At 65.7% G+C, this 17,507-nt stretch carries 14 protein-coding genes; 6 read left to right on the forward strand and 8 right to left on the reverse strand.

Annotation, left to right across the window (positions count from 1 at the left end; translation table 11 throughout):
• Nucleotides 1-19: 19 nt before the first annotated feature.
• Nucleotides 20-400 carry a c-type cytochrome gene (locus HHL14_RS19525; RefSeq protein ID WP_169499266.1) on the forward strand — a complete coding sequence of 127 codons (381 nt, stop codon included), beginning with the start codon at nt 20-22 and terminating at the stop codon, nt 398-400.
• A gap of 246 nt (nt 401-646) precedes the next feature.
• On the opposite strand, the gene HHL14_RS19530 is transcribed toward HHL14_RS19525, so the two are convergent.
• The 3 genes from HHL14_RS19530 to rsxB form a co-directional block, all read right to left on the reverse strand.
• Nucleotides 647-1,081, reverse strand: a complete 435-nt coding sequence (locus HHL14_RS19530) for a DUF1841 family protein (protein ID WP_169499267.1) — start codon at nt 1,079-1,081, stop codon at nt 647-649.
• Between the two features lie 189 nt (nt 1,082-1,270).
• Nucleotides 1,271-1,915, reverse strand: a complete 645-nt coding sequence (nth, locus tag HHL14_RS19535; protein WP_169499268.1) for an endonuclease III — start codon at nt 1,913-1,915, stop codon at nt 1,271-1,273.
• A gap of 43 nt (nt 1,916-1,958) precedes the next feature.
• Nucleotides 1,959-2,837, reverse strand: a complete 879-nt coding sequence (gene rsxB / locus HHL14_RS19540; protein ID WP_169499269.1) for an electron transport complex subunit RsxB — start codon at nt 2,835-2,837, stop codon at nt 1,959-1,961.
• 240 nt (nt 2,838-3,077) lie between these two features.
• Between rsxB and HHL14_RS19545 the strand changes: the two genes are divergently transcribed.
• Entirely contained in the window at nt 3,078-3,710 is a 633-nt protein-coding gene (locus HHL14_RS19545; protein ID WP_169499270.1) for a TetR/AcrR family transcriptional regulator, read from the forward strand.
• A gap of 169 nt (nt 3,711-3,879) precedes the next feature.
• Here the strand turns inward: HHL14_RS19545 and HHL14_RS19550 are convergent, their stop codons facing one another.
• Nucleotides 3,880-5,157 (reverse strand): polyhydroxyalkanoate depolymerase, encoded by a 1,278-nt coding sequence (locus tag HHL14_RS19550; RefSeq protein ID WP_169499271.1) that lies wholly within the window; start codon nt 5,155-5,157, stop codon nt 3,880-3,882.
• Between the two features lie 182 nt (nt 5,158-5,339).
• Entirely contained in the window at nt 5,340-7,220 is a 1,881-nt protein-coding gene (locus HHL14_RS19555) for a glycoside hydrolase family 15 protein (protein WP_169499272.1), read from the reverse strand.
• A gap of 241 nt (nt 7,221-7,461) precedes the next feature.
• Between HHL14_RS19555 and HHL14_RS19560 the strand changes: the two genes are divergently transcribed.
• Nucleotides 7,462-7,707, forward strand: a complete 246-nt coding sequence (locus HHL14_RS19560; RefSeq protein ID WP_169499391.1) for a hypothetical protein — start codon at nt 7,462-7,464, stop codon at nt 7,705-7,707.
• 257 nt (nt 7,708-7,964) lie between these two features.
• Here the strand turns inward: HHL14_RS19560 and HHL14_RS19565 are convergent, their stop codons facing one another.
• A complete protein-coding gene (locus HHL14_RS19565; protein WP_082194614.1) occupies nt 7,965-8,117 on the reverse strand; it encodes a DUF3096 domain-containing protein in 153 nt (50 codons plus the stop codon).
• A 555-nt stretch (nt 8,118-8,672) separates the two neighbouring features.
• Between HHL14_RS19565 and HHL14_RS19570 the strand changes: the two genes are divergently transcribed.
• Nucleotides 8,673-9,860, forward strand: a complete 1,188-nt coding sequence (locus HHL14_RS19570; RefSeq protein ID WP_230413135.1) for a lactonase family protein — start codon at nt 8,673-8,675, stop codon at nt 9,858-9,860.
• A 191-nt stretch (nt 9,861-10,051) separates the two neighbouring features.
• On the opposite strand, the gene HHL14_RS34110 is transcribed toward HHL14_RS19570, so the two are convergent.
• On the reverse strand, nt 10,052-15,022 hold the full coding sequence (locus HHL14_RS34110; protein ID WP_169499274.1) for an FtsK/SpoIIIE family DNA translocase: 4,971 nt from the start codon (nt 15,020-15,022) through the stop codon (nt 10,052-10,054).
• A gap of 83 nt (nt 15,023-15,105) precedes the next feature.
• Entirely contained in the window at nt 15,106-15,651 is a 546-nt protein-coding gene (locus tag HHL14_RS19580) for an META domain-containing protein (RefSeq protein ID WP_169499275.1), read from the reverse strand.
• Nucleotides 15,652-15,912: 261 nt separating this feature from the next.
• On the opposite strand from HHL14_RS19580, the gene purT reads away from it, so the two are divergent.
• Entirely contained in the window at nt 15,913-17,127 is a 1,215-nt protein-coding gene (gene purT / locus HHL14_RS19585) for a formate-dependent phosphoribosylglycinamide formyltransferase (protein WP_169499276.1), read from the forward strand.
• A gap of 122 nt (nt 17,128-17,249) precedes the next feature.
• Nucleotides 17,250-17,462 carry a DUF6726 family protein gene (locus tag HHL14_RS19590; protein WP_169499277.1) on the forward strand — a complete coding sequence of 71 codons (213 nt, stop codon included), beginning with the start codon at nt 17,250-17,252 and terminating at the stop codon, nt 17,460-17,462.
• Nucleotides 17,463-17,507 lie beyond the last annotated feature (45 nt).

Here is a 17,507-nt window from a genome sequence, read left to right on the forward strand (position 1 = left end):
TCGCGGGACAGGAGATTTCATGATCAAGCCCCGACAGGCTCTCCATACGGTATTCAAGGCTGCCGCGGCGACGGCGGTGATCGGTCTGGCCACGGCGAGCGTCGCCCATGCGGCCGACGCCGGCAACGGCAAGGTGCTTGCCGATAGCCACAACTGCGCGGCCTGCCACGGCGTGAACCTGAACAAGCCGGTGAGCCCCGAGTATCCGAAGCTGGCCGGCCAGCATTCGGACTACGTGTTCTGGGCGCTGCGTCAATACCAGATGGGCACCGGCAATCCGCACTTCGGTCGCAACAACGCGATCATGCAGGCACAGGTGCAGAGCCTGTCGCCGAGCGACATGAAGGACATCGCCGCGTATATCGAATCGCTGGACGGCGATCTCGTGCAGAAGAAGTAAGGGCGTCGGGCGCGCTGTTGTGTGTGCCCGGTGCGTCGCAGTGCTGCTGCGACGGCGCTTCTCGTGCGATTGCACGCTGGTCGCTGTAAAGAAAACACCCCGCCTCGGCGGGGTGTTTTGCTTTTGAGATGCGGATTGGTTGTCGCGTTGTTGCCGCTGTGTCGCGCTTGCGCCGCGTTGGTACTTGCGGTTGTGCCGCGTGTGCGAACACGGTGTCGCCGTACCGTGCGGCGGGACTGTTTCAGTTCAGTCGCGCGTCGCGCGACGTTCGATCCGCTGCAGATACGCGTCGGTGTCCGGTGGCGTGCCGGTGCGCTGCGCTTCCCAGATGGTTTCGCCGAGGCAGTCCATGATCGCGTGCTGCGCGTCGTGGGTCGAGCCGAGCCGCGCGGCGAGCCGCTCGTGCGCGGCACGAATGCCGGGCGGCTGATCGATCGACAGTTGCTCGGAGATCGCCAGATGCATCGACAGATGCAGGAACGGGTTGGTCTGGCCGCGTTCCGGCGAATAGTCCTGCGCCTGGGCGGCCGGGCCGTCGGCGAGATCGGCGTGATACTCCGGATGCTCGACGATCCAGTCGGCCGCGATGGCTTCGAGCGGCGTCAGAATCTCGCCGTTGCGCTGCTTGCGCCAGGTGTCGGTGAAAAAGAGACGGACTTCGTCGCGGCTGGGATTGAACATCGTGGGACCGGTGCCTGGAGGAGTGGGGGCGCGGTGGGCGAGGACGGCACGGCGGCGGAATAGGCTTTAGGCCTTGGGCCCTGGGCCCGCCGCGTCATGCAGGACAGGCCCGGCGCTCGTTGCGAAAGCGCCATTTTACGCCGCGGCGGTGCGGGCTGCTGGCGCCGGCTACCCCGCGACGGCGCGCGCTCAGAGGTCGGGCGGCGGCGTTTTCGGCCGGAACTCGCACAATGGCTCGATCACGCAATGCCAGCACTCGGGCCGGCGCGCCTTGCACACGTAGCGCCCATGCAGGATCAGCCAGTGGTGCGCATCCTGCTTGAACTCGGCGGGCGTGAATTTCTCCAGCGCGGCCTCGACCGCGCGCACGTCCTTGCCGGGCGCGAGCCCGGTGCGGTTGGCGACGCGAAAGATATGCGTGTCGACCGCGATGGTCGGGTGGCCGAACGCCGTATTCAGAATCACGTTGGCCGTCTTGCGACCGACGCCCGGCAGACCCTCCAGCGCCTCGCGATCCTCCGGCACCTCGCCGCCGTACTGATCGAGCAGGATCCGGCAGGTCGCGATCACGTTCTTCGCCTTGGTGCGATACAGGCCGATCGTCCTGATGTAATTCTCGACGCCTTCTTCGCCGAGATCGAAGATCTGCTGCGGCGTGTTCGCGACCGGGAACATCTTGCGCATCGCCTTGTTGACCGACACGTCCGTCGCCTGCGCCGACAGCAGCACGGCGATCAGCAGTTCGAACGGCGTCGTGTACTCGAGCTCGGTGGTCGGATGCGGGTTCAGGCTCTGAAGCGTTTCGTAGATGGCGCGGCGTTTGTTCGCGTTCATGCGGAGCGTGTCGGGTCGGTGCAGGCGCGGGGCGCCGGCGCGGTTAGCGAGGCTTTGACGGATCGGGCGATGGTTCGGCGCCGGGTGTGTTGTCGTTGCTGTTACGGTCGCCACCGTTGCCGGTTACGCCGAGACGGCGACGACGTGCTTCGGCGGCGTCGATCTGCGCCTGTACGTCGGCACTGACGTTGTCGGTGTTCATCGGCCCCTGGCCTTTCGCGGCCATTTCTTCCTTTTTCTGGCGCGCGCGTTCGAGCGCGGCCTGGATGATGGCGCGCTTCTTCGCTTCGGCGTCGTCCGCAGTCGGTGCAACCGCTGCGGCGGAGGTCGTTGCCGGAGCCGATGGCGCGGCCGCCTGGGCCGGTGTGGCGCTGGCGGCTCGCCGCGCCGCAGCACGTGCTTCGGCCGCATCGCGTTCACGCGCGAGACGCGCGCCGCGCCGGTCATGGCGCTTGCGCGCGGCGTCGGCCTGGCTCGGGCTCCATGCGGCCCAGCCGGTTGCGTCGCCGGTAACGGAAGGTGTTGCGATGCAATCGACCGGGCAGGGCGGCACGCACAGGTCGCAGCCGGTGCACAGCTCGGCGATCACCGTGTGCATCTGTTTCGGTGCGCCAACTATCGCGTCGACCGGACAGGCCTGCATGCACAGCGTGCAGCCGATGCACAGCTGTTCGTCGATAACCGCCAGCGGACGCGGACGTTCGACGCCATTGGCGGAATTGAGCGGAATCACCGGTTTGCCGAGCAGCGCGGCGAGACGCGCGATGCCTTCGGCGCCCCCCGGCGGGCATTGGTTATAGTTCGCGTCGCCGTTCGCGACGGCTTCGGCATAGGGACGGCATGCGGGGTAACCGCATTTCGTGCATTGCGTTTGGGGCAGCAGATCTTCGATGCGATCCGCAAGTGTTTTAACGGCTGTCACGGTGACGACGTGGGGGCTGACCGCGCGTTTGCGCAGGCTGAACTAAATAGCACATTATCGCCGATTTCCCCGATTGCCATTCGCAATCCATGTGCCATAATCGAAGCGCTTTTTTCGAAAGACCGCATAAAAGGGTGTGTTTCCCAACCATGACGCGCCCGTTCAACGCCGCCACCATAAGGCTCGAGGAGACGCCGGCGGCGCGATCCGGATAACGCGGCTCACGAAGACGATGCCACCATGAATCAGCCGAAAATCAAAAGAGATCCTGAAGGCACGCGGCGCCGCATTCTGCTTGCGGCGGCCGAAGAGTTTGCAAATGGTGGGCTATTCGGCGCGCGCGTCGATCAGATCGCCCGCCGCGCGGAAACGAATGAACGCATGCTCTATTACTACTTCGGTAGCAAGGAGCAGCTATTCACGGCGGTACTGGAGCACGCGTTCAGCGCGCTCAACGAAGCGGAACGCACGCTCGAACTGAATGGCGTCGCGCCCGTCGAGGCGGTCACGCGGCTCGCCCATTTCGTGTGGGACTACTATCGCGATCACCCGGAGTTGTTGAGGCTCATCAACAACGAGAACCTGCACGAAGCACGCTATATGCAGAAGTCGACGCGCATCCGCGAAATGATCTCGCCGATCGTCGCGACGCTCGGTGGCATTCTCGAACGCGGTCAGCGCGCGGGGCTGTTTCGCACCAACGTCGATCCGTTGCGTTTTTATGTGGCGTTGTCGGGTATGGGCTACTACATCGTGTCGAATCGCTTTACGCTCGAAGCAACGCTCGGGCGTGATTTCAGCAGCGCAACCGAACGCAGCGAAGTGATCCAGATGAATACCGAGCTGCTGCTCGCGTATCTGTTGCGCAAGTAACGGGCGCTCGCAGAGACAGCACCAGCAACGGACGATGCCGCGCCGCATGGCGCGGCGGAGCATCGCAAGTCGTCGCGGATCCTCGGCATGACGAACCAGGTACGATAAAAAAGCCAACGGCCTCCGCGGAGGCCGTTGGCTTTTTTCAGTTTTCTCGTGCTCTCGACACTCAGGCTTCGACTTTTTCCTTCGTCGTCCTTGCGGTCTTGTTGTGCTGGAGAATGAAGTCGCGCAGTTGCGGATAAATGATCGTGCGCCAGCGGCGTCCGGAGAAAATGCCGTAATGGCCGCATTTTTCCGCGGTGAAGTGACGCTTGTTCTTCACCGGAATGCCGGTGCACAGGTCATGCGCCGCGTAGGTCTGACCGTCGCCGGAGATGTCGTCGAGTTCGCCTTCGATCGTGAAGAGGGCGGTCGTCTTGATGTCCTGCGGCCGCACGCGCTCGCCGGAGACGTTCCACGTGCCTTCGGCGAGGCTGAACTCCTGGAACACGACGCGGATCGTCTCGAGGTAATAGTCGGCGTCCATGTCGAGCACCGCGTTGTACTCGTCATAGAAGCGGCGGTGCGCTTCGGCGTCGTCTTCGTCGCCGCGCAGCAGACTCTGGTAGTAGTCCCAGTGCGACGCCGCGTGACGTTCCGGATTCATCGCGACGAAGCCGGTGTGCTGCAGGAAGCCCGGATACACCTTGCGGCCCACGCCCGGATAGTTCGGCGGCACCGTGAAGATCACGTTGTTCTCGAACCACCCGAACGAGTGCTGGGTGGCGAGCGAATTGACGGCGGTCGGGCTCTTGCGGGCGTCGATCGGGCCGCCCATCATCGTCATGGTGCGCGGGGTGTCCTCACCGCGGCTCGCCAGCAGCGAAATCGCCGCCAGCACCGGCACCGTGGGCTGGCACACCGAGATCACATGCAGATTCTTCGCGCCGATATGGCGGATGAAGTCCTGGATATACGCGATGTAGTCGTCCAGATGGAATTCGCCGGCTTCGAGCGGCACCATGCGCGCGTCGATCCAGTCCGTGATGTAGACCTTGTGGTCCTGCAGCAACGTGCGCACGGTGTCGCGCAGCAGCGTGGCGTGGTGTCCTGACAACGGCGCGCAGACCAGCACCGTCGGCTCATCTTTCAATTGGGTAACAGCGTCGCTGTCGTCGGCGAAGCGCTTGAAGCGCATCAGGCGGCAGAACGGTTTCTCGACGATCGTCTGTTCGACGATCGGGATGTTATGACCATCCTTAACAATCTGGTGGATGTTGAACTCGGGCTTTTCGTAGTCCTTGCCAAGCCGGTACAGCAGTTCGTAACCGGCGGAGAGGCGCGTGGCGCCTGGCACATAGGCTAACGGACTGGCCGGATTCGCAAAGGACTTTGAAGCGGCCTGGGCCCAGGCGGTGAGGGGGCTCAACATCGCCCGCTGGAATTCGTGCAATTGATAGAGCATGGGTGCTCCGTTCTGAAGCGGTTCGCATTGGGCTGCGCAAACACGCGGGATGCGTTGCGGCGGGCCATTTTGGTTGTGGGCACATTTGTTTTTGGCCGACAGTCAAATCGATGATATCGAACAAAGCAATTTTGTGCAACGCAACAATTTGCGTACTTGTCGTATCGCAAACTGTCACTGGTTCATGCTAATGGCGGTGTTGCTGCGCCGCTATCAGGGGTTGCCTGAACCTCAAGCTCCATTGCGCGGATGCCGTTATGAGGCGGCTGGCCGGTTGCCTGAGCCATTTCCTGCTCGTGTTTCATCAGATTCAGACCGGTGTGGACCAGCGCCACATGCGAAAACGCCTGCGGGAAATTACCGACCAGGCGTTGATCGACCGGGTCGTACTCCTCGGCCAGCAGGCCGACGTCGTTGCACAGCCCGAGCAGCCGCTCGTACATTTCGATCGCTTCCTGCATGCGTCCTTGCAGTGCGAGGTTGTCCACCATCCAGAACGAGCATGCAAGGAAAGTGCCTTCGCCGGGCGGCAGGCCGTCGTCGTATTCGGTGGTGCGGTAGCGCAGCACGAAGCCGTCGTGCATCAGGTCCCGCTCGATCGCCGCGACGGTGCCCTTGATGCGCGGATCCCGCGGCGGCAGGAAGCCGACCATCGGCAGCAGCAGCACGCTCGCATCGAGCTGGTTGCTGCCGTAGTACTGCGAAAACGCGTTGAGCTCGGGATTCCACGCCTTCTCGCAGACCTCCGCGTGAATCGTGTCGCGCGTCGCGCGCCATTCGTCGAGCGGGCCGTCGAGCTCGAACATCTCGGCCGAGCGGATCGCGCGATCGAAGGCGACCCACGCCATCACCTTCGAGAACGTGAAATGCTGGCGTCCGCCGCGCGTTTCCCAGATGCCTTCGTCGGGCTCGCGCCAGATCGTCGTGAGATGCTTGAGCATCGCGCACTGCACGCTCCAGGCGGTGACATCCGCCTGCAGGCCGCCGACGCGCGCCAGATGCAGCGCATTCATCACCTCGCCGTAGACGTCGAGCTGACGTTGCCCGACCGCGTTGTTGCCGATGCGCACCGGCTTGGAGTCCTGGTAGCCCGGCAGCCAGTCGATCTCGGATTCGGGCAGTCGCCGCTCGCCGGCGATGCCGTACATGATCTGCAACTGGTCCGGCGCGCCGGCCATCACGCGACCGAGCCAGCTGCGCCACGCGCGCGCTTCGTCGTAATAGCCGCCGCGCATCATCGCGAGCAGCGTGATGGTCGCGTCGCGCAACCAGCAGTAGCGGTAGTCCCAGTTGCGCGGGCCGCCGATTTTTTCCGGCAGTGACGTGGTCGGCGCGGCGACGATGCCTCCCGTCGGCTCGTAGGCGAGCGCCCTGAGCGTGATCAGCGAGCGGCGGATCGGCTCGGCCCAGCGTCCCTCGACGGTGCCGCGCGCCGACCATTCGAGCCAGTGATTCTCGGTGCGCGCGAGCGCGGTGTGCGGATCGCGCGCGGGCGGAATGCGCAGATGCGACTGCGCGTATGCGAGCGAGAACGGCACGCGCTCGCCCGCGGTCACGGTGAAATCGGCGAGGGTCTTCATGTCCTCGCCGCGCAGCTCGACCGGCGTGCGCAGCACCGCGTTGTCCGGACCGACGATCGCCTTGATGCCGCTGTCGTTCTTGAGCCGGTCGACCCACGGAATCGAGAAGCCATAGTCGAAGCGCAGCACCAGTTCCATCTTCATGCGCACGGTGCCGCGTTTGCCGACCACGATGCGCACCATCTCCGACCAGCCATTGCCGGGCGGCATGAAGTCGATCAGCGTGACCGCGCCTTCGGGCGTTTCGAAATCGGTTTCGAGGATCAGCGTTTCGCCGCGATAACGGCGCGTGATGGTGGGTGGGCTGTCGCTGACGGGCGCGATCAGCCAGCGGCCGTTGTCGGGCGTGCCGAGCAGCGCGGCGAAGCAGGCGCCGGAGTCGAAGCGCGGCCAGCAGAGCCAGTCGACGGAACCGTCGCGCGAGATGAGTGCCGCCGTGTGGCCGTCGCCGATGAGTGCGTAGTCTTCGATGAGTGCAGGCATGGAAAACGTGTCGTAAAACGAGTCGTGATTGCGGATGACGCGGAGTGCCGCGCCCGAGGGGATGTTCTTACCGGACCAGCATCTGCTGTGTTTGGTTCACCGCACAGTGCGGCAAAACACGAGTTGGTAAACTGTCAAATCCATGCTTACAATCCAGACTCATGCCGATGCCTGGTGCTCGCCGGCTGCGTATCGGCCTTGCTCATGGCGCATGCAGACGCCGTTTCCGAGGACGAAAGCCATGCTGAACCCTTCGAAATCCGATTGCATCAAGATTCTCTCGGCTGCCAGCGAACTGGCCGATGACTCCCTGTTGTCGCTCGATCATGGCCGGCTCGGCCTGAGCCGCAACTGCATGCTCGCTACCGCGTCCTTTCTGATCGAACGGGCCTGTTTCCGGCGTTACCGGGAAGCTGACGGCCATTATGCCGTCGGCGCATTGTCGCTGCAGGGGCGCTGGCGGCTCGATCAGCTGTCGAACGGCTGAGCGATAGCGCCGGATTTTTCGCAGCGCATCATCGGCGCGTTTTCGCTTCGCATTCCTATCGCGCGGGTTTCCCCGCCTTCGTGTTCGCGCGTCCGTACGCGGCATGTCACGCCATGCCGCGTTATGTCGGCCGCTGGGCGGTCTCGTCCACGCGACGCAATGAATTCGCCTTCAATACGCCTGCGCACGCTTTCACGCGCGCAGGCCATGCCGATACCGGTCGCAACACGTGCGCCCGGTATCGGCTCGCGTGTCGTTCACAGATGCGACGAGCCCACGCCGAAGATGCCAATGATGCCGATGATGATCAGATAGAGCGCGACGATGTAGTTCAACAGGCGCGGCATGACCAGAATCAGGATGCCGGCGATCAGCGAAACGAGCGGGCCCAGGCTGAGAGTGACGTTCATGGAGACTCCGTAGTTGAGACGCGTAACACGCGATTGAAAAAATGCCCCGTCGCGCGGGACCCAAAGCTGCCGACGCGGACCGCTCGTAGTCGGGTCCGCGCAGTTCGCCTATGCGGCCGGCCCGCATCGCCGGTCGCACAGCGGCTTATACCGTGCTCGTGCAGCGGCCGGATTCGCTGCATGATCCGGCCTAACGCTTTTATACTGGCTTCATAACGACACTGCGCAACACGATGCAACACAGCGCACTGCTGCGGCAACACCGTAGCGACCACGCGGCAACCCTGTGGCAACCACGCGGAACGACGCCCGGTCCGCGGCGCGGCAGACCAGACACCGTTATCACCACCCATACTCAAACTGCTTGCACCAGACAACCGATGTCGAGGAGGTTCCATGTTTCGTAGTCGCCGTGCCGTCGGGCGGGTTGCTGCGCGCCCGCTTTCAAATGCCGTTTCTACTTCTGTCTCTGCTTCTACTTTTACTTCTACTTCTGTTCCCGGTCTTCATCCGGCTCGCGCGGATCGGCCCGCGAGTTTGCGCAGCGCCTGCTCGATGATAAAAGGTTTCATGCTCATGGTCTCGATCGTTGCTTCGCCCGCGTATGCGCAAGATTCCGGCCCGGTCCCCGCGGACGGTGTCTATACGATGCTGGTCGGCACTTACACCGGCGGCAAGAGCCAGGGCATCTACGTCTACCGCTTCGACACGAAGACGGGCGCGGCGACCCAGGTGTCGGTCGCGCCGACGGTCAATCCGTCGTTTCTGGTCGTGAGCCGCGACCGCCACTTCGTTTATTCGGTCAACGAACTGCCCGGCGACAACGGCCCGGCCACGCAGCGCGGCGGCATCAGCGCGTTCGGCTTCGATGCCGCGCGCGGACAGCTGACGTTTCTGAACAAGGTGTCGTCGGACGGCAATGATCCGTGCTATCTGAGCATCTCGCCGGACGGCAAGTATCTGCTGACGGCGAACTATTCGGTCGCGGCCGATCCGGGCGGCAGCTTCGCGGTGTTTCCGCTGCAAGGCGATGGCCAGGTCGGCACGTCGGTGCAGACCGTGCATCACGAGGGCGGCGGTCCGGTGAAAGGGCGGCAGGACAACTCGCACGTGCACTCCACCGTGTTCTCGCCGGACGGGCGGTACCTGTTCGCGCAGGACCTCGGCGCCGACAAGCTGTACTCGTACCGCTATGCGCCGCAGAGCGGTTCCGGCGCCGGCCCGTTCGCCGCGACGGACTGGGGTTATACGCAGCAGAAGGCCGGCACGGGTCCGCGTCATCTGATCTTCGGCAAGGACGGTCGACATGCGTATCTGACGAGCGAACTCGCCGCGACGGTCAGCACCTTCGACTATCAGGACGGCAAGCTCAAGCTCGTGCAGACCTTGCCGCTCGCCCAACCGGGCTTCAAGGGCGCGGTGGGCGCGGCGGCGATCCACCTGTCGCCGGACGGACGCTTCGTGTACGCGTCCAATCGCGGCGATGCCAACGAGATCGTGATCTTCTCGGTCGATCCCGCCAATGGACATCTGAAGCAGATCGGCCGGCAGTCGAGCCTCGGCAAGTCGCCGCGCGAGTTCGCGATCGATCCGAGCGGCAACTGGCTGATCGTCGGCAATCAACTGAGCGACACGGTGTACGTGTTCAAGCGCGATCCGCAGACCGGTCTGCTCGACCCGACGCCGAAGCAGCATTTCGAACTCGGCTCGCCGGTCGACTTCAAGCTGGTGTCGCCGTCGTGAGGTAGAGCGCGCGCGTCGGCGGGTACAGCGACGCGGTGCAATGCCGGCACGTCGGCAAGCAGGCAATGCAGCCAATAAAAAACGGACCGCTCACGAATGTGAGGCGGTCCGTTTTTTTTTCATCCCGGCAACCGGACGATGGCGGCTTTATCGCTTCATCGATACCCAGCCGCCGTCGATGCACCTACCGTTCATTCCGCCGGCCCCGGCGCCAGCACTTCGCGGCTGCCGTTGATGCTCATCGCCGACACGAGCCCGGCCGTTTCCATCTGTTCGACGAGTCGCGCCGCGCGGTTATAGCCGATGCGCAACTGCCGCTGCACCGACGAGATCGACGCGCGCCGCGTGCGCACGACGAACGCGACCGCTTCGTCGTAGAGCGGATCGGCTTCGGCATCGGGCGACTCGCCGAACAGGTCCTGCGCGGCGCCGCCCTCGGCGGCCGGGCCGTCGAGAATGCCTTCCTCGTACTGCGGCTCGCCGAACTGCTTCAGATACTCGACGATCGCATGCACTTCCTCGTCCGCGACGAACGCGCCGTGCACGCGTTGCGGGTAGCCGGTGCCCGGTGGCAGGAACAGCATGTCGCCCTGGCCGAGCAGCGACTCGGCGCCCATCTGGTCGAGAATCGTGCGCGAGTCGATCTTCGACGACACCTGGAACGCGACACGCGTCGGAATGTTCGCCTTGATGAGGCCGGTGATCACGTCGACGGAGGGCCGCTGCGTCGCGAGGATCAGGTGGATGCCGGCCGCGCGCGCCTTCTGCGCGAGCCGCGCGATCAGCTCCTCGATCTTCTTGCCGGCGACCATCATCAGATCGGCGAGCTCGTCGATCACGACCACGATCAGCGGTAGCGGCGCGAGCGGTTCGGGGGCGTCGGGCGTCAGCGAGAACGGGTTGCCGAGCTTCTTGCCCTTCGCCTCGGTGTCGCGAATCTTTTGATTGAAGCCGGCGAGATTGCGCACGCCGACCGCCGACATCAAGCGGTAGCGCTTCTCCATTTCGCCGACACACCAGTTCAGCGCGTTGGCCGCGAGCTTCATGTCGGTGACGACCGGCGCGAGCAGATGCGGAATGCCTTCGTAGACGGAAAGCTCCAGCATCTTCGGGTCGATCATGATCAGGCGCACTTCCTCGGGCGTCGCCTTGAACAGCAGCGAGCAGATCATCGCGTTGATCGCGACCGACTTGCCCGAGCCGGTCGTGCCGGCCACCAGCATGTGCGGCGCCTTCGCGAGATCGGCGACGACCGGATGGCCGGTGATGTCCTTGCCCATCGCGAGTGTCAGTTGCGAATGCGAATTCTGGTAGACGCTCGCTTCGAGAATCTCCGACAGGCGGATCGTCTGGCGCTTCGCGTTCGGCAGTTCGAGACCCATGCAGGTCTTGCCGGGAATCGTCTCGACCACGCGGATCGACGTGAGGCCGAGGCCGCGCGACAGGTCCTTCATCAGGCCGACGATCTGGCTGCCGCGCACGCCGAGCGCGGGCTCGACTTCGAAGCGCGTGATGACCGGACCGGCCGATGCGCCCACCACCGTCACCGGCACCTTGAATTCCTGCAGACGCTGTTCGATCAACTGGCCGGTTTCACGGAGCCTTTCGTCGGAGATCGGTTCGATGTCGGCGTCGGCGGGGGCGAGCAGATCGAGCGTCGGCAGTTCGACCATCGATGCGGCCGGCGCGTGGAATTCGAAGCCGTTGACCGGCGCGTGGCCGCGCAGTGGCGCGCGAGCGGCTGGGGGCTCGGTTGCGGCTGCTGCGGGTGACGGTTCGGTCGTGGGCTCGGCGGAGGGCGTTGCCGGCGATGGCTCGGTCGCCGGTTGGCCATCGGGCTGGGTGATGGCCTGGGCGGTTTGGGCGGTCGGGTAGGCCGCGGGTGTGGGCAGCGGCGATGTCGATGTCGGTGCTGCTGATGTTGTCGACGCGAGTTGCGATGCGCTGACCTCGGGTGCAGGGACTTCGCTGAGCGACGGCACGGATGCGGCCGGCGCGAGTTCGGCCGCGGGCGCTGCCGGGACGGTTGCCTGGGTGGGCGGTTGCGTCGGCGTTGCCGCTGCCGCGCTCGACGGTTCCGAAGCCGGGATGCCGGCGATGGAGGCTCGGTCCTCGCCTGTCGATGAGTCGACGCTCGTGACCGGTGCAACGAAGCCAGGGACACGGACCACGTTGGGGGTGACGGTGGTTTGCGTCGGTACGGTTGTAGGTGCCGGTGCGGGTGACGACGCAGGCATCGCCTCAGGCGCAGAGACAGGCGCGACGTCAGGCTCAGCCGCTATGGGCTGCGAATCATGCGACTGCGCTGTCGCACGCTGCGCCGCAGCGGGGCCAAGCTTGCTTTCCCAAGGCACGAGCGCTTTGTCGATGACGAGTTCGGCTGTGGGTGCCGCTGGCTGCATCGGTTGTAGCGGTTCGGCCGGTTGCGTCGGCTGAGCCGGCTGGGTCGGTACGGTCGGTACAACGGCGACGGGCTCCGCCGTGGAGACAGCGACTGGCGCGAGCGGCTGGGCTGTCGCGGCGGCGACATGCGCTCCCGATTCCGCGGCAGGCGTTGCTTCGTCTTGCCATGGCGCCGGGACCACGGTCGTCGTCGGCTCGGCCGTCGTTTGCGTGGTGGCGTGCGAAGGGGCGGCCGGTTCGCTGACTGGTTGCGACGTAGTCTCGGTCTGAGCGATGTGCGGAAGGGTAGGGCTCGGCTGTGACTCTTGCGATTCTTGCGACGCGGGTGATTCGCTAGCGATGGATGCAACCGGCTTGGTCGACTCGCGTTCGATCCGCGCGTCCTCTTGCCGCGCCTCTTCGTGCAGACGGGCCGCGAAACGCTGGAACGAGGTCGACGGGGAGGCCGACGTCGGATGCTGTGGCGCGGTTTTAGTGACCGGCTCGATTGCTGCCGCAGTCGTCGTGACTGCAGCAGCTACCTCAGCCGCCATCTGAGCAACCGGCTCAACCGCACTCATCGGCTGCGGCGCAACCGTCGGCGGCACGTGAATGATCGGCGGCTCGGTTGGCCATTGCGCCACGGGCACGGTGTCGACCTCGATTGGCGTATCGACGATGCTCGGGGTGGCGTCCGCGTTGTGGGCTGGGTCCAATGCCGCTGCGGTCGGTGCGGTTTCAATGGGCGCCACTGCGGCCGCTTCAACTCGCGGCTGGATCGCGTCCGTGCGGTGTGCTGCATCCCATGCCGCTTCGAGCGGTGCGGCTTCAACGCGTGCCACTGCAGTCACTTCAACCGGAGGCTGGCTGGCATCCGCGCGGTGTGCTGCACCCAATGCCGCTTCAAGCGGCGCAGCTCCAACCGGTGCGACTGCAGCCGCTTCAACTGGCGACTGAATTGCGTTCGGGCTGTGCGCTTCATCCAACGCTGCTTCGGGCAGTGTGACTTCAACGGGCGCCACTGTGGCCATTTCAACCGGCGACTGGATCGCATTCGCGCTGTGCGCTTCACTCAATGCCTTTTCGAGCGGCGCAGCTTCAACCCGTGCTACTGCAGCCGCTTCAACCGGCAATTGCATCGCCGCATTCACCGACTCGGCTTCGACCGCCTCGCCAACCACCTGCTGTGCCGGCTCTGCCGCCAGCGTCCCAACCTGATCGACAGCCGCCGCATCTGTCGGCAGCGCCGCCGCGTCCAGACCCAGCGCCGCACTCTCCACCTCACCAACCTTCGCGTTCTCCGCGCCGCGGCTGCGCGCGAGGCTCACGCCGGCCATGTCGGTCCAGCGCGCGGTATTTTCGGCGATGCTGCGCAGCGTCTCCTGGACGCTCGCGGGCGGTGTGACCTGCGACGCATTCGCGAGCGGACGCGTAAAAGTCGGCGCGTTCCGGCGTGCGGACGACGGCGGCATCACGCCGTTGTTGCGCGTCATCTGGAGCGGCTGACGCGGCGTCGCGCCACGATTGAGCGGTGCGGTTCCATCCGCCGGACGTTGCGGCGACGGCGCCGACGGTCGGTTGCCACGCGTCGCCGCGTGCACCGATCCCGACGTCATGCCGATCCCCGCGCCCGATGCCGACGAACGTCCGGCCATCGCTTGCGCTGCGCGCGGCGATACGCCTGATGCGGCGGCAGCTGTCGCCGCCAGTGCGGCACTGGAACCGAACGACGTCGCCGGGCGTTGTTCGCCGGCGGCGCGTCGGCCGATCTGCGGCGCACCATCGCGAGCCGGTGCAGCTGCACCTGTCGCAGCGCCTGCCGCAAGCCCCGAGCCGCCCGAGCCGCCCGCCGCTCCCGCCAGCGGCGCATTCGCGCGCGTCTCCGTCGGTCGCAGCCAGCCGGCCGGCGCGACCGGTTCGGTCGGAACGAACGGCGTGGCCGCTTTGCCGGCGACCTTGTCCGCGAATGGGTCCGCCGCCTTGTCCGTGCCGGGCGTTCGCGTCCGCGTGGAAGAGGAATAGGCCGAAGCCGCCGAGCGGGGCGTCGCGATCGTCCCCGTGCGCAACACCGGTTCGACCGGCTTCGCCGATCCGCGCGTCATACCTGCGCCGGTACCCGTGCCGGTACCCGCACCCATACCCGAGCTGCCGTCCGCGCGCCAACCCGAGCCGACGCCACGCGCGGCAGCGTCCTGGCTACCACCGAGACCCGCGGCAGTCGCACCGGCGACGGAGCCGGCGCCATCGCGCCCACCGCGTCCGCCCGCGGGCGGACGCCACACCGTCGGTCGCGCATAACGACCCCGGCTGGTTTTCGGCGCCATCGTATTGGTGGCCGGCATCGCATGCGACGGCGCGTCGTCGTCGACCGTGCGATAGCGGCGCGCTTCCTCGTCGCGCTTCGCGAGCCCGCGCGACAGACCGAGACCGAATGCGCCGTCGGCCCACATCGCGACGTCGCTCCAGCGGAAATCGATCAGCCACGGCAGGCTGATCAGCAGCAGCGCGAGCGCCGCGAGCGGCGTGCCGATATGGCCGAGCAGATGGCCGAAGCCGGCGGCGAGCGCGTGCCCGAATCCGTTGACGCCCGTCAGATCGAGCAGCGTGCCTTCGAGCGTGCAACTGGCGATCAGCACGCAGACGAAGCCAAGCCACAGCCGGATCGTGCCGGGGCCGCGCAGACCCGCGCCGCCCGGCAGCACCGACTTCACGAGGCGCCACAAAAGAGGAATAAACCAGACGGCCGACCCGCCGAACCAGCCGAAAACTACCGTGTGCATACCAGACATCTACAAATGACAGAGTGCGCGCATGCGCAACCCGTCGAGTTTAGGAGCGAACCGTCACGCGAACCACGCGCGCGTCATGGCGTCATTTGGTCGCTGCGATCGAACACCAGCGTGTCGCCGTTGTCGAGGATCAACTGCATCTGCTGCGGCGCGCGCATCTGCACGCCGGTGCGATCGACGCGCGTCAGCGCATCGAGGAACGGCCCTTCGATCTCGCCGCCCGGCGACACGCACGCCTTGCGCGTACCGGCGAGCAGACCGAAGCTCAGCTTGCCGTCCTTCAGCATGTACGCACCCATGAAGCGGTTGCAGCCCGAAAAGCCGCTCGCGTGACGCTTGCCGCCTTCGGTGGACAGCGCCAGCGACAGCGCGCCCTGATCTTTCGACGGCACCGCGCGCGCGCTGCCGTCGGCGTTCTTCCACGAGCTCAGCGTCCAGCTGGTGTCGTCGAGCAACTGCGCGGCGGCGGGGTTGAACGGATCGGGCGGCGGCGCGGCCGTATCGGGATGTTTCGGCATCGCGCAGGCACCGAGCAGCACGGCGACGCTCAACGTGGCGACGGCCGTGCGCAGGCACGGAGTGATGCGGGCAAGACGTCGCGGGGTAGAGCGGGTGAGCATGGCGTCGGTCCTCTTCAAACTGGGCGAAGGCGTAAGGGTAACGTACTAAGCTTGTCGTGCGCGAGCGAAGGCGCGCTCGCGAACGCGCAATGATGACGAGATCGTTAAATCGGCGAGATCGCGCAGGCGCGCGCGACGGCTCGCGATTGCCTCGAGAGCGCCGCGCAGGCGCCTCGCAGCCGCCGCGTGCCGAGGGGCCCGCATGTTAACATTCGCGTTCCAACTCATCCCACCCTCATCCGACTTTTATCTGGAGACTCCATGCAGATCGGCCAACGGATCGGCACCCCCCTTTCTGAATCCGCGACGCGCGTCATGCTGCTCGGCGCCGGCGAGCTCGGCAAGGAAGTGATCATCGCGCTGCAACGACTGGGCGTCGAAGTGATCGCCGTCGACCGCTACCCGAACGCGCCGGGCCACCAGGTCGCGCATCGCGCGCACGTGATCGACATGACCGACCGCGCCGCGCTGCGCGCGCTGGTCGAGCAGGAGCGCCCGCATCTGATCGTCCCCGAGATCGAGGCGATCGCCACCGACGAACTCGCCGCGATCGAAACCGAAGCGCTCGCCGAAGTGATCCCGACCGCGCGCGCGACCCAGCTGACGATGAACCGCGAGGGCATCCGCCGCCTCGCCGCCGAGGAACTCGGCCTCGCCACGTCGCCGTACGCGTTCGCCGATTCGCTCGACGAACTGCGCGCCGGCATCGCCAAAGTCGGCTATCCGTGCGTCGTGAAGCCGGTGATGTCGTCGTCGGGCAAGGGGCAGTCGGTGCTGCGTAGCGACGCCGACGTCGAACCGGCCTGGCAGTATGCGATGGCAGGCGGCCGCGTGAATCACGGCCGCGTGATCGTCGAGGGCTTCATCGACTTCGAGTACGAAATCACCCAGCTGACCGTGCGCGCGATCGACCCGGCGAGCGGCGAGGTCAGCACTTATTTCTGCGATCCGATCGGTCACGTGCAGGTGGCTGGAGACTATGTCGAATCGTGGCAGCCGCAACCGATGAGCCCGCTCGCGCTCGAACGTTCGCGCGAGATCGCGCACAAGGTCACGCAGGCGCTCGGCGGCCGCGGGCTGTTCGGCGTGGAGCTGTTCGTGCGCGGCGACGACGTGTGGTTCTCGGAAGTGAGCCCGCGTCCGCACGACACCGGTCTCGTCACGCTGTGCTCGCAGCGCTTCTCGGAGTTCGAGCTGCATGCGCGCGCGATCCTCGGTCTGCCGGTCGACACGTCGTTGCGCGCGCCGGGTGCGTCGGCGGTGATCTACGGCGGTCTCGACGAAGCGGGCATCGCGTTCGAAGGCGTCGCGAAGGCGCTGGCCGTGCCCAACGCGGACCTGCGCCTGTTCGGCAAGCCGGAGAGCTTCGTCAAGCGCCGCATGGGCGTCGCGCTCGCGACCGGCGAGACGATCGACGAAGCACGCTCGCGTGCGAAGCAGGCCGCGGCGGCGGTGCGGCCGGTATCGGCGAAGTAACGAGGCGATGAAGGGGCGACGTGGCCGCTTCGACGTGGAAGCTCGGAAGTTCCAGACGTCGCGCTCTCTCGCAGCCTGGTCGATAAGTAACAAACCGAAGCAAACCCGAAGCAGAGGAACCCATGGCAGTTGAATCACGCGCACGTCGGCGGCGTCGCGCGGCTTGTCGTCTCGGCGCGCTCGGCGTGCTGTTCGCGCTGTGCGCCGGCCTCGGCGGTTGCGGTCTCGCCGCCGCGCCGTGCCGGATCGCATCGGCGGGACTGAAGATCGTGCCGGTCGTCGGGCACGTCGCCGCCGCGCCGACCGATGCCTGCGCGGATGTGATCGACCCATGACCGCTGCCGTGAACGGCGCATGACTTGTCTTTGAGGCGTCCCTGA

This window comes from Paraburkholderia antibiotica (genome assembly GCF_012927125.1).
In the GTDB taxonomy this organism is placed as follows: domain Bacteria; phylum Pseudomonadota; class Gammaproteobacteria; order Burkholderiales; family Burkholderiaceae; genus Paraburkholderia; species Paraburkholderia antibiotica.

Excerpts from the sequence above, each read along its gene's own strand:
- HHL14_RS19525 (WP_169499266.1), top strand. The coding sequence starts at position 20 with ATGATCAAGCCCCGACAGGCTCTCCATACGGTATTCAAGGCTGCCGCG.
- HHL14_RS34110 (WP_169499274.1), bottom strand. The coding sequence starts at position 15,022 with ATGCACACGGTAGTTTTCGGCTGGTTCGGCGGGTCGGCCGTCTGGTTT.
- purT (WP_169499276.1), top strand. The coding sequence starts at position 15,913 with ATGCAGATCGGCCAACGGATCGGCACCCCCCTTTCTGAATCCGCGACG.
- HHL14_RS19550 (WP_169499271.1), bottom strand. The coding sequence starts at position 5,157 with ATGCTCTATCAATTGCACGAATTCCAGCGGGCGATGTTGAGCCCCCTC.
- HHL14_RS19560 (WP_169499391.1), top strand. The coding sequence starts at position 7,462 with ATGCTGAACCCTTCGAAATCCGATTGCATCAAGATTCTCTCGGCTGCC.
- HHL14_RS19555 (WP_169499272.1), bottom strand. The coding sequence starts at position 7,220 with ATGCCTGCACTCATCGAAGACTACGCACTCATCGGCGACGGCCACACG.
- HHL14_RS19545 (WP_169499270.1), top strand. The coding sequence starts at position 3,078 with ATGAATCAGCCGAAAATCAAAAGAGATCCTGAAGGCACGCGGCGCCGC.
- HHL14_RS19580 (WP_169499275.1), bottom strand. The coding sequence starts at position 15,651 with ATGCTCACCCGCTCTACCCCGCGACGTCTTGCCCGCATCACTCCGTGC.
- nth (WP_169499268.1), bottom strand. The coding sequence starts at position 1,915 with ATGAACGCGAACAAACGCCGCGCCATCTACGAAACGCTTCAGAGCCTG.
- HHL14_RS19565 (WP_082194614.1), bottom strand. The coding sequence starts at position 8,117 with ATGAACGTCACTCTCAGCCTGGGCCCGCTCGTTTCGCTGATCGCCGGC.
- HHL14_RS19570 (WP_230413135.1), top strand. The coding sequence starts at position 8,673 with ATGATAAAAGGTTTCATGCTCATGGTCTCGATCGTTGCTTCGCCCGCG.
- HHL14_RS19530 (WP_169499267.1), bottom strand. The coding sequence starts at position 1,081 with ATGTTCAATCCCAGCCGCGACGAAGTCCGTCTCTTTTTCACCGACACC.
- HHL14_RS19590 (WP_169499277.1), top strand. The coding sequence starts at position 17,250 with ATGGCAGTTGAATCACGCGCACGTCGGCGGCGTCGCGCGGCTTGTCGT.